This is a genomic window from Inconstantimicrobium porci, from assembly GCF_009696465.1.
GTDB lineage: Bacteria > Bacillota > Clostridia > Clostridiales > Clostridiaceae > Inconstantimicrobium > Inconstantimicrobium porci.
The window spans coordinates 1-14724 of record NZ_VULX01000023.1; the positions used below are offsets into that span (position 1 = coordinate 1).

The 14724-nt window shown below is 32.0% G+C and carries 12 protein-coding genes; 4 read left to right on the top strand and 8 right to left on the bottom strand.

The annotated features are described in order from the left end of the window. Window positions 1-642 precede the first annotated feature (642 nt). From FYJ33_RS12310 to hflX, 6 genes are all read right to left on the bottom strand, one after another. Window positions 643-1551, bottom strand: a complete 909-nt coding sequence (locus FYJ33_RS12310) for a tyrosine-type recombinase/integrase (protein ID WP_235900843.1) — start codon at window positions 1549-1551, stop codon at window positions 643-645. Window positions 1552-1671: 120 nt separating this feature from the next. After that, window positions 1672-2412, bottom strand: coding sequence for a YebC/PmpR family DNA-binding transcriptional regulator (locus FYJ33_RS12315; RefSeq protein ID WP_154532023.1), 741 nt, complete (start codon window positions 2410-2412; stop codon window positions 1672-1674). A gap of 213 nt (window positions 2413-2625) precedes the next feature. Continuing rightward, window positions 2626-3279: a YigZ family protein gene (locus tag FYJ33_RS12320; protein WP_154532024.1), complete on the bottom strand. Its 654-nt coding sequence runs from the start codon at window positions 3277-3279 to the stop codon at window positions 2626-2628. Window positions 3280-3287: 8 nt separating this feature from the next. After that, entirely contained in the window at window positions 3288-4685 is a 1398-nt protein-coding gene (gene pdxR, locus FYJ33_RS12325; RefSeq protein ID WP_154532025.1) for a MocR-like pyridoxine biosynthesis transcription factor PdxR, read from the bottom strand. Window positions 4686-4705: 20 nt separating this feature from the next. Then, window positions 4706-5596, bottom strand: coding sequence for a nucleotidyltransferase domain-containing protein (locus FYJ33_RS12330; protein WP_154532026.1), 891 nt, complete (start codon window positions 5594-5596; stop codon window positions 4706-4708). A 106-nt stretch (window positions 5597-5702) separates the two neighbouring features. Then, window positions 5703-7496, bottom strand: a complete 1794-nt coding sequence (hflX, locus tag FYJ33_RS12335) for a GTPase HflX (RefSeq protein WP_154532027.1) — start codon at window positions 7494-7496, stop codon at window positions 5703-5705. 216 nt (window positions 7497-7712) lie between these two features. On the opposite strand from hflX, the gene hpt reads away from it, so the two are divergent. Then, complete coding sequence (gene hpt / locus FYJ33_RS12340; RefSeq protein WP_154532028.1) at window positions 7713-8237, top strand: hypoxanthine phosphoribosyltransferase; 525 nt, start codon at window positions 7713-7715, stop codon at window positions 8235-8237. 100 nt (window positions 8238-8337) lie between these two features. On the opposite strand, the gene FYJ33_RS12345 is transcribed toward hpt, so the two are convergent. Together FYJ33_RS12345 and yunB are read right to left on the bottom strand one after the other, a co-directional pair. Next, window positions 8338-8529: a hypothetical protein gene (locus FYJ33_RS12345; protein ID WP_154532029.1), complete on the bottom strand. Its 192-nt coding sequence runs from the start codon at window positions 8527-8529 to the stop codon at window positions 8338-8340. 337 nt (window positions 8530-8866) lie between these two features. Continuing rightward, window positions 8867-9499 carry a sporulation protein YunB gene (gene yunB, locus FYJ33_RS12350; RefSeq protein ID WP_154532030.1) on the bottom strand — a complete coding sequence of 211 codons (633 nt, stop codon included), beginning with the start codon at window positions 9497-9499 and terminating at the stop codon, window positions 8867-8869. A gap of 96 nt (window positions 9500-9595) precedes the next feature. On the opposite strand from yunB, the gene FYJ33_RS12355 reads away from it, so the two are divergent. From FYJ33_RS12355 to FYJ33_RS12365, 3 genes are all read left to right on the top strand, one after another. Continuing rightward, the gene (locus FYJ33_RS12355) at window positions 9596-12139 is read left to right on the top strand and encodes a transglycosylase domain-containing protein (RefSeq protein WP_154532031.1); all 2544 of its coding nucleotides are present in this window, start codon (window positions 9596-9598) and stop codon (window positions 12137-12139) included. A gap of 179 nt (window positions 12140-12318) precedes the next feature. Then, on the top strand, window positions 12319-13719 hold the full coding sequence (locus FYJ33_RS12360) for an alanine/glycine:cation symporter family protein (protein ID WP_154532032.1): 1401 nt from the start codon (window positions 12319-12321) through the stop codon (window positions 13717-13719). Between the two features lie 446 nt (window positions 13720-14165). Next, complete coding sequence (locus FYJ33_RS12365) at window positions 14166-14705, top strand: helix-turn-helix domain-containing protein (RefSeq protein ID WP_277643459.1); 540 nt, start codon at window positions 14166-14168, stop codon at window positions 14703-14705. Window positions 14706-14724: the final 19 nt, after the last annotated feature.

A 14724-nucleotide genomic window follows, 5' to 3' on the forward strand; every position in this document is an offset into this window, starting at 1 on the left:
TCATGCACACGTAGTTTCAATTACTGGAAATTCATATCGTTTAAAGGATCATATGAATTTCGAAGAAGAATAAAAAAACTACATTCTTAAATGATCAAAAATTTACATGATTAACTTGACATTTATATCTACACAATATTAATTATGTAGATATAGGTAAAACAACTATGATCATACTTTGTATACTGTACTCATCTTCATATCATACTAATGTTATTATGCTTTCGCTACAGGCTTTACCATATCTATCTTATCCAATATGTTTTTGCTTTGCCTGCACTTACCCTGAATCTATTCAGCTAAGATACCACCATGACTATTGTTTTAGGTTATTGGCTGCCACTCGCCTTACATGTATCAATTACCTTTACATAAGCTATAACATTAGGAATTACTTATGAATTAATACACAGCTTGTTTTCTGCATCAGCCAAGCTAACTTACTATTTTATTTATAGTTGCATAGTGCATAACAACTAACCTTTCCCTAAAAAAGGGTATAGGAAATAAAGCCTTGCATTCTAAATTTTTTTGAATTACAATAGAGTTGCTAAACTACTTGTAATCTCCTTATTGGAATTGCAAAGAATTATAAAACAATATTTAGTTTTTATATCTGCCTGTTTCATGGCAGTTATTTTTTTACTTTAACTTCATAAGAGGCGAAACTTGTGAAGTCATTTCAACTATCCTCTCATCATCTAAACTCTGTAGATATATCTTAGTTATATTAGTATTAGAATGACCAAGAAGCCTTGAAATACTATAAGAATCAACTCCCTGTCTAAGTAAGAACTGACAGTAATAATGTCTACAAGTATGAGGACTACATCTTATTTCTTTTCTTACCTTTGCTCTTGCTCCTGTTTCCTTTACAACTCTTTCAACAGCTTCAATAGTAAGCTTTCTACTTCTATATGAAAGGAAATAATAATCTTCTGTAACGAACTTATCTTTTATGTATTCATTCCTTATTCTCTCATACCTAACTAATATCTTTTTTAATGCAGGACTTATAGGAACATATCTTTCCTTATTGCCCTTGCCTAATACCTTTATAAGAGTTTCCCTTACGTCCAATAGTCTCAAATTGCAAAGTTCATTATTTCTTATGCCAGTTTCAAAAAGCATAGCTATAATTGCTTTATTTCGTGCATTATAAAAGTTCTTATAGTTCCAAACCTTTATCATCTTCCCAACCTCTGCATCATTGAAAGTTCTAATTAATACTTTCTTCTGTCTGAGCCACTTAACCTTACTCATAATGTTCTGCTTTTCTGATATGTACTCTTCTTTAACACTGTATTTAAAGAAACCTCTTAAATACTTTATGATTGAGTTTATATATACTTCTGATCTTCCAATGGATTGCAGATAGCTTATGTACTGTTTTAAATATATAGGCATCATGTCTTCTATTTCTTCAATGCCAAACTCCCTTTTACAGTAAGTAAAAAATTTAAGAGATGAATTATAGCAAGTCTTAATAGTTCTTTCACTGTAATTTCTAACCTTCATATCATACCTATATTCCTTTAGTAAATCTTCCAAAAGCAAAAAAGACACCTCCAATATCAATACACTATGTATATCAATATTGAAAGTGTCTTCAAATAAATTTGTATACCATTATCAAATGATTTTTTCTAGTTCAGAATACCTCTAAATGCCCTATTCTTCCCATCCTTCAGGGAACTCAGCATTGTGGTAAACTTCCTGAACATCATCATCATCGTCAAGAAGATCTAACATCTTCTGGAATTTTTTTGAATCTTCTTCATTTAATGTAGTATAAGTATCTGGTATCATCTTTACTGCTGCTTCAAGGAATTCTAATCCCTGGTTTTCAAGTGCTTCTCTTACAGCACCAAAATCTTCTGGAGCAGTAGTTACTACAAATACTTCTTCTTCATCAGCATTAAAGTCTTCTGCACCAGCATCAAGAGCCATCATCATTACTTCATCTTCATCAAGATCGCCCTTTTCAATTATTATTTCACCCTTTTCCTGGAACATGAAAGATACACATCCTGATGTACCCATGTTTCCGCCACCTTTAGTAAATGCACTTCTAACATTACCTGCAGATCTATTCTTGTTATCTGTAAGAGTTTCAACGATAACAGCAACACCACTTGGGCCATAACCTTCATATACTATTTTATCGTAATGAGTTTTTTCGCCTTCTCCAGCTGCTTTCTTTATAGCTCTTGTAATAGTATCATTAGGCATGTTGGCAGCTTTAGCTTTTGCAACAACATCTCTTAGTTTTGCATTAGAATCAAGATTTGGTCCACCACTAGCAACAACAACTTGTATTTCCTTACCTATCTTTGTAAAAATCTTTCCTCTTTTAGCATCAGCTTTACCTTTTTTTGCTTGAATATTATGCCACTTTGAATGTCCTGACATTAAAATTCCTCCTATCACTCTATGTAAATTTCATCTTTAAATTTATCAATTCATCTGGTCAACTACTAATTGATCAAATCGTTATGGCTGTTCATCAAAATATACAACCATTTATGTCATTTTGACGCTCTACCAATAATTATAACATACTAAAAATCAACCTTCAATGGTGCTGCCAAACAATTCATAATTCATAGAGTGTACTAATAAAATCTATTCATCAATTTCAAGAAATAATCTATTTCCTTCCTTAAAATATATTGCTTCATCGCTTACATCTATTTCAGCTTTGCCATTTGTGTTTTCTACAATCTTTGCTTCTATAGAATCTTTTTCTGATGCTTCACATCTAATAGTTAAAACTACTACATCTGAATAATCAGTGTTTTCAATATACCAGTCATTCTGTCCACATAGATACTGAAGCTTACCATGAAGATCGTAATCAATTGTAATCTTAATCTCCACACCGCTTACCTTTTCAACAATACCTGCTGCTGTTATTGCTACAGATGCACCTTTAGTATAAGCTCTGTTAAGTCCGCCCGTACCAAGAAGTATTCCTCCAAAGTATCTTGTAACTACTATTGCACAGTCAGTAAGTTCCTGCTTCTTCATAACTTCAAGAATGGGAATTCCTGCAGTTCCCTGAGGCTCTCCATCATCACTGTATCTCTGGATGCCCATGTTTGAACCTACAATGTATGCATAGCAGTTATGTGTTGCAGTTTTATGCATATTCTTTATCTCAGCAACGAATTCCTTTGCTTCATCTTCTGTTGTAACTCTCTTTACATATCCTATAAACTCAGACTTCTTTTCCACAAATCTGTCTTCTGCTCTCTTTTTTACTGTTAAATACTTCATAGTCCACCTCATATATACTTGTTTATTATCTCAATGCCGTAAGTTATCTTATCACAATGTACCTCTGAAAAACCAATTCTAAAATACTTAAGACCATCATTACCATTATTAAAGAACAGCACTCCAGGTGTAATAAGCACATTTTCCTTCTTCAGTGCATTATAAAGAGAAACACTGTCCATTCTACCAGTCTTAATTTTAACAAATAGATGAAGGCCTCCTCCTGTCAAAACATAACTCACCTTATCCTTTAAAATAGTATCTATTGATTTTGTAATACACTCATATCTCATTCTGTAAACATCAGTTAATTCCCTTGTATGACTTATCCAGTAGTCATTATCAATATATTTCTGAAGAACTCTCTGCATAAGCGATGAAGTCGAAATATCAGTATTTATTTTTGCAAGCTGCAGACTGTCATTAAGACCTTTAGGTGATATCATATATCCAAGTCTGATTCCTGGCAAAAATATCTTAGAAAAACTCTTAATATAAATTACCTTTTCACTAATATCCATCTTTTTAATTGGAATATACTCTATTTTTTCATCATAAATAAGTTCTGATAAATAATCGTCTTCTACAATGTAAAAATCATATTTCTCTGCCAAAAGCAACAGCTTTTCCTTCTTTTCCTTGGAAATAGTGACTCCCGAAGGATTCTGAAAATAACTCATTGTATAGAAAAGTTTTATCTTATTTCTCTTAAGAATTTTTTCAAGTTCTTCAAGATTAACGCCATCATCTTCAATTCCTACTTCAATTATATTAGCCCTTCTTGACTTGAATACTGAAAGTGCACCGCTATATGTAGGCTTTTCGACAATCACATTATCATTAGGATTTACAATTGTTTTAGCCACAATATCAATACCTTGCTGAGCACCAGAAACTATCAGAATATCTGAAAGGCTCACTGAATTATTCCAAAACTTACGTCTTATAGTTTCTCTTAATTCTTCATATCCAAGAGAATCCCTATAAATAAGAGCCTCAGCTCCATCTCTATCCAATACTTCATTGATTACAGACTTAAATTCATCAATAGGAAAAAGTTCTGCTGATGTTGTTTCCCCTGTGAAATCAATAAAATCCTTAATTCTATCTTTGCTAAGTTTTTTAAACGTTCTGCTGTACTGTCTCTTAATAATCCTTGTAAAATCCCTCTGCTTTGCAAATGTTCCGCTGCCTATCTTAGAAACTGCATAGCCTTCCTCTTCAAGTTTTTTGTAAGCAGAAATTATTGTTGCCTTATTGACATCTATTTCATCAACCAGTGATCTTATTGTTGGAAGCTTTTCACCGTCTTCAATTTCGCCTTTTCTTATAAATTCTTTTATATATTCAGCCAATACTACATATTTAGGTTTATCATCATTAAATATTAAGTTCTTAAAATCCATAAAATGTACTCCTTATAGCTTTAAGTATGATAAACATTCTGTTTTAATATACAGCTTCCATCGCTATCCCTATAATCCCTTAATTCTTTATAAAGAATATTATTTCTGCACATGAAATCAAGGATTTCCTCCATCTTTATAGACTTTTCCTTAAACTCCTCCAGCTGATTAATCTCTGCTGAACTCATGCTTCTGTTTTCCTTGTTTAATAGTTTTATAAGATATAGCGTACTTTTACTGCATGTCTTCTCAAGATAATCCTGGGCAACATTAATAAAATTATAAATATTTTCTTTCCTGTTTACGCTTTTATCAAAAAACAATCTATCTATACAATACTTAATATTATCATTTATATTTACTGCTAGTTTTATGCTGTCTTTGCTCACTGTATAACCATTCATATTAAGAAATAATCTACACAGATTTTCAGCACATCTTACAGCTACCGAATAAGCTACATAGTCACCATTGTTATGTAAATACTTTTTAATTACATTGATATCCTTAAGTACCAGCCCAAGATAATTTAGATTCTGAATTTCCTTGTCATCATTTACAGTCATATTAAAAGTAACCCCTTGCATGAATCTAAAAAGCTCACTATCATTACAGAACATTATCTTAGAACTCTTTAATTTTTCAATAAATGAACTGTCCTGTACATTTTTTATATACTCACTATTTGTAAATTTAATCTGAATAGGAACATCACCTATTGTGCTATAGATATTATCAATAGGCTTGTCTTGTTTATCCATAACAACTATTAGGTCAATGTCAGATTCATCCCATATGTCACCAGTAACTATACTACCAAAAACAGCAACAGCAATAACATTTTTATTTTTCTTCAACTTGGATAAAATCATATTAAATGCTCTCTGATACTTAACAATTACGTTTTCCAAAAAAACACCCCCATTATCTCTAATCTATGTATTAATTGCCCTCCACTGGAAATGAACTCCCTGCTTAAAGCTATGGGAGTTCCTACATTCCATTTGACATTAAAATTTATAATTCTTCAATTATGTAATTATTTAATTTATTATATATTTCTTCATCTACTTCAACTTCCAGCATTGTACCTTCTTCTTCATATTGTTCATTAAATATGTTTGCATTTCTATGAAGATATGCTACTTGATTCTGATCAGCATATGGAATCATCATCTTTACTTTCTTAAGTTTGTTAGGAAGAAGTGCTGCAACTTTTCTTAAAAGTTCATCAAGATTTATATCATTAACAGCTGAAATTTCAATCATGTCATATCTTGAATTATCTTCCCTTAACTTGTTTAAAGTTTCTTCACTGCACAAATCAATCTTGTTTATTGCAAGAACTGTTGGTTTTTCTCTTACTCCAAGTTCTGCAAGTACTTCTTCAACTGCATCAATCTGTTCATCAGCTGTTTCAGATGACCCGTCAACTACGTGGCATAAAACATCTGCGCTTATTACTTCTTCAAGTGTAGATTTAAATGCTTCAACAAGTTCATGAGGCAGCTTCCTTACGAAACCCACTGTATCAGTTAATGTTGCCACCCTATTGTCTAGAAGTCTTATTGCTCTAGTTGTTGTATCAAGTGTTGCAAAAAGCATGTTTGCTTCAAATACTTTTTCCTTTACGTTGTTTTCCTTAATTTGTGCAACTTCACATAGCTTATTTCTAAGTGTTGATTTTCCTGCGTTTGTATATCCTACAAGAGCTATTTGAGGCACACTCTGCTTACTTCTGTTTTCCCTCATTACTTCTCTTGTCTTCTTTATCTTTTTAAGCTCCTGAGTCAAGTCATAAATATCATCCTTGATACGTCTTCTATCAATTTCAAGTTTCTTTTCACCTGGTCCCTTAGTACCTATTCCACCACCTGTTCTAGAAAGAACTGTACCAAGTCCAGTAAGTCTTGAAGATCTGTATTTAAGCTGTGCAAGTTCAACTTGAATCTTTGCTTCTCTTGTTCTTGCTCTTGTTGCAAATATTTCAAGAATAAGTATAGTCCTATCGATAACTTTTACTCCTAAAACCGACTCAAGATTTCTAATCTGTGAACCTGAAAGTTCATCATCGAATACAACAAGGTTTGCTCCCTTAGTCTGAATAAGATATGAAATTTCATCAACCTTTCCTCTACCTATATAAAAAGCAGGATCAATCTTAACTTTTTTTTGGAATACTGAATCAAGAACAGACGCATCACATGCTTTTACTAATTCCTTAAGTTCATCAAGGCTTTCATAAGTATCAGTTCCAACAACAATTGCTCTTTCCCTATTGTCTTCTACAACATCGTTTTCTTTAATGCTGTTTTCAATATCTCTAACTCTTTCAACAAACTTCATATTAAGAACTTCATCGATACTTAAATTTTTAATTTCATCATGTTCAAGCATTGAATCTACTACTCTGCAGAAACCTATGTTGATAGCTGTTACGTTTCCATAATCAACGCCAACAGCTAAAATTGCATCAAGCTTCAACTTAAGAAGTGCTGAAACATCAAGTGCTGAAAGCTTTGGATTACCACTTGGATGAGTATGAATTATTCTTACTCCTGAAAGTTTTCTCTCCTTTATATCTATAAGCGGTATCTGAACTGATGTGCTGTCGCCAATAGCAACACTGACAATCTTTCCTTTCCTATCTATGCCGACACTAATTTCCTTTTCCGTTAAATCTGTGAACTTAATCATATAATTTAAAACTTCTTCTGATAAAAGACTATCCTGTGGAACTCTCAAAGTATATAATTCTTCTAATTGTTCTATATAAGAATTTTTTATCCCATCTATGTTTCCATATATCATTTTTATCACCTCAAAATTTCAGCTTCAATTTTAATAACTATAATTTAATACAGTAACTGTTCTACTTACCTTGACAACGTTGATTTAATTTTATACTATTAGTTTATTATTGTAAATAATGATTAAAGTGTCGTATACCATTTTAGTCTTACATATTTTAAAAAGAATTATGATGTACACTTTACTCATAGATTAATAAATTATCGGAGGAGAACTATGGAAGAAAAGAAGCGTAATATACTATTATCTGAAGATCAGATTAAAACAGAAATTCAAAGAGTCGGAAAAACTATAACTGAAGATTATGCTGACAAGAAGCTTTATGTATTATCATTATTGAGAGGAAGCTTTATATTTGCTGCAGATTTAGTTAGAGCAGTTGAAGTTCCAGCTAAAATCGGATTTATGACAACATCTAGCTATGGTCACTCAGAAACAAGTTCAGGTACAGTTAAGATTGTTAACGATGTTCCAGATGACATAACAGGATACGATGTACTTATTGTTGATGATATAGTTGATTCAGGTATAACAATGGATTTTGTAAAGAGACATGTAGAAAGTCTTGGAGCTAAATCTGTTAAAACTTGTGTTCTACTTGATAAACCATCAAGAAGAACAGTTGATATTAAACCAGACTACTGCTGCTTCACTATTGAAGATGTATTCGTAGTAGGATATGGATTAAATTACGGAGATTATTATAGAAACGTTCCTTACGTTTTCAACTGGGAAGCGTAAAATTGCAATGATCGTTGATCAATTCAATAAGGAATTCATGAAACAGATGCTCATGAATTCCTTTATTTTTTATGTAATATTATTCCTGCAAACCTCTAATTTAATAATTTTTTGATTCGTATTTTGTATACTCATCAATGAATTCTTTAAAATTTTCTTCGCTTTTAATAACTTCCTTAGTTGAAGCAAATACTTCTACATCAATATCAAAAAATACTTTTAATCCATCTGTTAGACAGGAAATTTCCTGCATACAGAAATAAGGATAAATCATCACTGCTATCTTTTTCATATAAACCACCCCTTAAAGCCTTAATTCTTAATAATTTTTATTAATTTAGTATAACTTAAATCATTAATGGTTTATATAAATATTGATTCAAAACTTATAATATTAACAAAGAACAATTAATTAATAAATTAATTTTCGTAACTGTGAGTGATTATAATTTTATAATTTATAAATGGTTAAGAAGCTTAACTTGATTATCTTCCACTTTGGTCTAAGAATTCTATGAAGAAGCATCCTCCATTACAATTAACGAAACGTCCCGCGTAGCAAGGGACAGTTTCCTCCTATCCTGTGACTTGTGACCTATTACCTTTGACCTACATATATTTTCTACATCTTAATTAAGCTGAAGATTAGTATTTGGAACCTTTCCTACTATTATTGTTTCTGAGATTGGTATTTCGTCACACACTTCTACTTCCTTACTTGTTGTTGGAACAATAATCTTTATCTTTGCTGTCAGCTTTACTTTAATTTTATGTCTTGTCTGATTTATTCCTGCTGACTCAAATTCTGATTCGTATTTTATTTCAACCCTGTCGATTGGTTTCATCTTCACTGTTATATTAGGACCTGCATCGCCAAAGATGTTATTTCTTGATGCATATCCTAATGGGACTTTAATTCCTTCTATTCCTTGCTTTTTAAGTTTGTTAGTACAATCAAGTGCTACCTTCTGAGCAACTGCACTCATCTTTACTGTATTTGCTCTAAGCATTGTTATGTTTCCTGCACTGTCTTTTTCAATTGTTATAAAATCTTCATAATTGTAATTTTTAGAGTAAATATCGCATGATGTCTGTTCAATTATTTCTACTGCATCTGACTTATATTTAGCCTCTGCAATGCCCAAAAGACCTGGTGTAAGTACACTACTTGTATAATAAAACAAGCATATCATTATATAAATTATAATAAAGGATATAATTATATAAAAGTACTTAGATTTTTTAAATTTCTTCTCTTTCAATGAAATCACATCGCTTTTAATTAGTGCTTTATTATTATAATATGATATAATAAAGTGTAATATTTTACTTTCTTAAATTATTTATAGGAGGAAACTATGTCAGAGGTAAAGAAGAAACAAACGCCTAAAAAGAATATAAAGAAAAAGAAGAAAAAGAAACAAAGCAAAATCAAAAAATTCTTTAAGCATTTTTTCTTAACGTTACTTGTACTTATTCTTGTAGGCATAATTGTTGCTGGCGGATATATACTCGCAATTGTCAAAAGTGCAAAACCACTTGATGTTAATATGGTTCTAAGATTAAATCAGCCATCAATAATCTATGATTCTGAGGGCAAATTTATGGATGACGTTGTAGATAAAGAACAAAGATATGTTATCAAATTATCTGAAATGCCAAAAAATCTTCAGAATGCTTTCGTTTCCATAGAAGATGAAAGATTCTACAGCCACAATGGTATAGATTTAAAAAGAATAGCCGGTGCTGCATATATCGATGTCCAGAGAATAATTACAAGAAAGCCAGGTCTACATGGTGCATCAACTTTAACTCAGCAATTATTAAAAAATACCATATTAAAAAATGAAGTTACAATTAACAGAAAAGTTACTGAAATATATTATGCTCTGCAGCTTGAAAAATACTTAAGCAAAGATGAGATTCTCGAAGCTTATTTAAATACAATTCCACTTGGCGGAACTGTATATGGTGTTGAAGCAGCTGCTAATAAGTATTTTGGAATAAGGGCTTCACAGTTAAACTTAATACAATGTGCTTATATTGCCGGTACTACTCAGTCACCAACATATTATAATGCACTTACAGAAGCATCAAAAAAAGATCCTTCACGTTACCTAAAGAGAACAAAGACCGTTCTATCAAAAATGCTTGAAAACCAGAAAATCAGTAAGGCTGAATATGATCAGGCAATTAAAGACATTAATGACGGAAAATTAAAATTCAACCCAACTGTTTCATCGAACAGAATGAATTTTGAGTGGTTTACAAGACCAGTAATCGATCAGGTCAAAAAAGATTTGAAGACAAAATATAAATATACAGACGATGAAGTTTCAAAGATGATAGTTAATGGAGGCCTTCGTATTTATTCTACTATGGATAGAAACCTTCAGAATGCTACTCAGGAAATACTTAACGATAACAAAACTTATCAGGTTGGAAATGATTTAAGTAAGAATATTTCTACTGCAGATGGCCACTATACTTACCCTGCTTTACAAGCTTCTGCTACTATTATGGATTACCATACAGGCGAAGTTAAAGCTATGGTTGGTGGACGTGGAACTCAGCCGCCTGGAAGATCTAATAACAGAGCATACTTTGATTTAAGACCAACAGGGTCTGCAATCAAACCGCTTACTGTTTATTCTCCAGCAGTTGAAATGAAGCTTATAACTCCAAGCACTACAGCCGAAGATACACCGTACTCTGATGCATTTGCAAAGAAGTATGGCATTAATCCTGCAACGCAGTTAAGAAACCAGGATAGAAGATTTCATGGAACTGTTACAATAAGGGATGCTCTTACTCAGTCTTACAACGTTGTTGCATGTAAAGTTGAAGATATGGTGGGCGTAAAAAATGGTATTGCCTATGGAAAGAAATTCGGATTAAAATTCAATAATAATTCACAAGGTATAGCTGCTGTTGCCCTTGGTCAGTTTAGTAATGATCCTGGTGATAGAGATGGTGCTAACTCTACTACTATGGCAGCTGCTTATGGCACATTTGGTAATAACGGTACTTATACTGAGCCAATACTTTATACTAAAGTTGTTGATGCCAGTGGAAGCATTATACTTGAGAAAAAACCTGAAACAAGAAGTGTTATTTCTCCAGAAGCTGCATACATTATGTATGATTTATTAAAATCTCCTGTCACATCAGGAAGTGCCAAACCCGCTCAAGTACCAAACGTTGTTACTGCTGGTAAAACTGGTACAGCAGACGGTAATCATGATATGTGGTTTGCTGGATTTACGCCTTATCTTTCTGCAGCAGTATGGATTGGCTATGATAAACCATCTGAAGTTTATTCACAAAGCAGTGGTGTTACAGTCGGTTCAATATTTGGGAAAATCATGGCAAAAGCTCATGAGAATATAAAGGATAAGAGCAAAGACATTAAAATGCCCTCTGGAGTAATAAAAGGTGCAATCTGTATAGATTCGGGCAAACTTGCTACTGATCTTTGTAGAAAGGATCCTAGAGGAAATAGAGTAAAAGAAGATTTATCAATAGGTGGCAGTGACGTAAGCAGCTACTGTGATGTACATGTGCTTGCAAAGGTTAATTCATCAAACAATAAACTTGCAAATGCAAACACACCTGCAGCTTTACTTGTCGAACGTGTATTTTTAAACAAAGATATATCTAAGGATTCTCCTGATTATAAATACAAATTACCTACTGAGCAGGATGATTATAAGGCCGCTGAGCAGCCATCAACTCCTCCAGCAGAAACAAAACCTGCTGAAAATGAGGATAACAATAATACACAAAATAACAACAACAATAATAATAAGCCAGAAAATAATCCAAACGGTAATACTGGAAATAATGGAACTGGCAACAATAAACCAACTACTCCACAGCCACCTAATCCTGGTAAGCATTAATAGTCAAATTGAATACCATTATAATAACAAAGAAGACATGATACAAACGTCATGTCTTCTTTTTAATTTCTAACATTATTGTTGTTACATTTTATTACAATGTAGTTCTTTTCTTTCATTGCGTTCTTACCAATTTTATAATAAAATTATATAAACTATAAAATATAGGAGGTATACTTATGATTTTTTTGTCAAATTTGATTTCCAGCTTCAATAATATCATTGGTTATATATTAATATCTGTTCTTATTGTAGCCGGGCTTTATTTTACATTTCGCACAAAATTCGTTCAGATAAGTCAAATCAAGGAAATGTTCAGACTTCTAGGTGATGGATTTTCATCCTCTGATGAAAAAGTAAAGCATAAGGTTTCATCTTTTCAAGCATTCTGTATAAGTACTGCTTCAAGAGTTGGCACAGGAAATCTTGCTGGTGTCGCTATTGCAGTTTCTGTAGGAGGACCTGGTGCAGTTTTCTGGATGTGGCTTATAGCACTTATTGGAGCAGCATCAAGCTTTGTAGAATGCACACTTGCTCAGATATTTAAAGTGAAAGATGCAGATTCATTTAGAGGCGGTCCTGCTTACTATATGCAGAAAGCTTTAAAATCAAGAAATCTTGGTATAATATTTTCAATAATTATCACTATTACATATGGACTTGTATTTAATTCTGTTCAGTCAAATACAATCTCAATAGCTTTCTCAGAAGCATTTAACGTTAACAAATATGTTATTGCAGTATTAATTACTCTTCTTACATTAGCAGTCATCTTCGGTGGAGTTAAAAGAATTGCAAAGGTTTCAGAAATTCTTGTTCCTATACTTGCTGTATCATACATACTTATTGCATTATTTATTATAGGAAAGAATTATTCAATGATTCCACATATGTTTAATCTAATATTTACTGAAGCTTTTAACCTAAAACCTGCTATAGGCGGTACTCTTGGTGGTGTCATAATGATAGGTATAAAAAGAGGATTATTTTCAAATGAAGCCGGAATGGGTAGTGCACCAAATGCTGCTGCAACAGCTGATGTAACACATCCTGCTAAACAGGGGTTAATTCAGACTCTTGGGGTTTTTATAGACACATTAATCATCTGCAGCTGTACAGCATTTATAATCCTACTTTCAGGAGTACATACTGATAAAAGTCTTACAGGCATACAGCTTACTCAAAACGCAATAAATTCACAGATTGGAATATTAGGTACATACTTCGTTGCTATATGCGTATTATTATTTGGATTCAGCTCAATTGTTGGAAACTACTACTATGGTGAATCAAATATCGAATTTATAACAGAAAAGAAGATTTTCTTAACAATATACAGAGTTCTTGTTATAGTAATGGTCTTTATCGGAGCCGTTGCAAGCTTAAATCTTGTCTGGGACATGGCTGATTTATTCATGTCAATAATGGCTTTAATTAATCTTGCTGCAATTACACTCCTTGGCAAATATGCTTTCGAAGCATTAAAAGACTACAAGAACCAGAAAGCTAAGGGAATAAAAGAACCAGTATTCCACAAAGATGCTATATCATTCAAAGAAGATCTTGAAGGTTGGAACTAGTTTAAATAAATAGATAATCAAGACAGTCTCTATACTGAGGCTGTTTTTTATTCTTAAAATATATAAATTTAAGTTAACAACGAATAACGAATATAAAATTATTATTGCAATTTACTTAGTTAGCATTTATAATATGTTTAGTAAATTTAAACTTAAAGTTTAGTAATAGTAATCTGCAAAAAATTATATACATATTAATGAATTATAACTGATTTGTATAACCACTAGTTAAGTAAGATTTTGTAGATTATTGCAGAATTAAGATTAAAAATTCATCATTCTGCTTTCTGCTTTCAAATCTAATAAAGTGGTATTATGTATGACTTTTAGTGCAAAATATAAATAAATAGCTGAAATATTGGACACGTTATTGTTTATAACAATGATGTGTATGTTTTACGTTCAGCACTTTTAAGATGTAATTATATAAAATAGTAGGTGAAATCGTGCAGATAGGAACAAAAATCAAAGAACTTAGAATTGAAAAACAACTTACGCAGGAAGAACTTGCAAATAGATGTGAACTATCTAAGGGATTCATATCTCAGGTTGAAAATGATTTAACTTCTCCATCAATTGCAACACTTATGGATATTCTTGAGGTTTTAGGAACAGACCTTACTAATTTCTTTGCAAAAGATGAGAATGAAAAAATTATTTTTTCTAAAGATGATATGTTTGAAACCGAAAATGATGAACTAAAGTATAAATTAAAATGGCTTGTTCCTACTTCTCAGAAGAATGAAATGGAGCCAATTATAATTAAGATTCAACCAGGTGGACAGTATATAGAAGAAGAACCTCATTCAGGAGAAGAATTTGGTTATGTATTGTCCGGGACAATATACCTACATCTGGGAGACAAAAAATTTAAAGTTAAAAATGGTGAAAGCTTTTATTTCAAGCCCAAATCAAATCATTATATATCTAATGAAGGAAAAAAAGATGCTAAAGTAATCTGGATCTCAACTCCCCCTTCATTTTAATACTTAAGCGAGGTGTTTA

Bases quoted from the DNA above. Each gene is read 5' to 3' on its own strand.
- hflX (WP_154532027.1), bottom strand. From the start codon at position 7,496: ATGATATATGGAAACATAGATGGGATAAAAAATTCTTATATAGAACAA.
- FYJ33_RS12355 (WP_154532031.1), top strand. From the start codon at position 9,596: ATGTCAGAGGTAAAGAAGAAACAAACGCCTAAAAAGAATATAAAGAAA.
- FYJ33_RS12360 (WP_154532032.1), top strand. From the start codon at position 12,319: ATGATTTTTTTGTCAAATTTGATTTCCAGCTTCAATAATATCATTGGT.
- hpt (WP_154532028.1), top strand. From the start codon at position 7,713: ATGGAAGAAAAGAAGCGTAATATACTATTATCTGAAGATCAGATTAAA.
- FYJ33_RS12320 (WP_154532024.1), bottom strand. From the start codon at position 3,279: ATGAAGTATTTAACAGTAAAAAAGAGAGCAGAAGACAGATTTGTGGAA.
- FYJ33_RS12345 (WP_154532029.1), bottom strand. From the start codon at position 8,529: ATGAAAAAGATAGCAGTGATGATTTATCCTTATTTCTGTATGCAGGAA.
- FYJ33_RS12315 (WP_154532023.1), bottom strand. From the start codon at position 2,412: ATGTCAGGACATTCAAAGTGGCATAATATTCAAGCAAAAAAAGGTAAA.
- pdxR (WP_154532025.1), bottom strand. From the start codon at position 4,685: ATGGATTTTAAGAACTTAATATTTAATGATGATAAACCTAAATATGTA.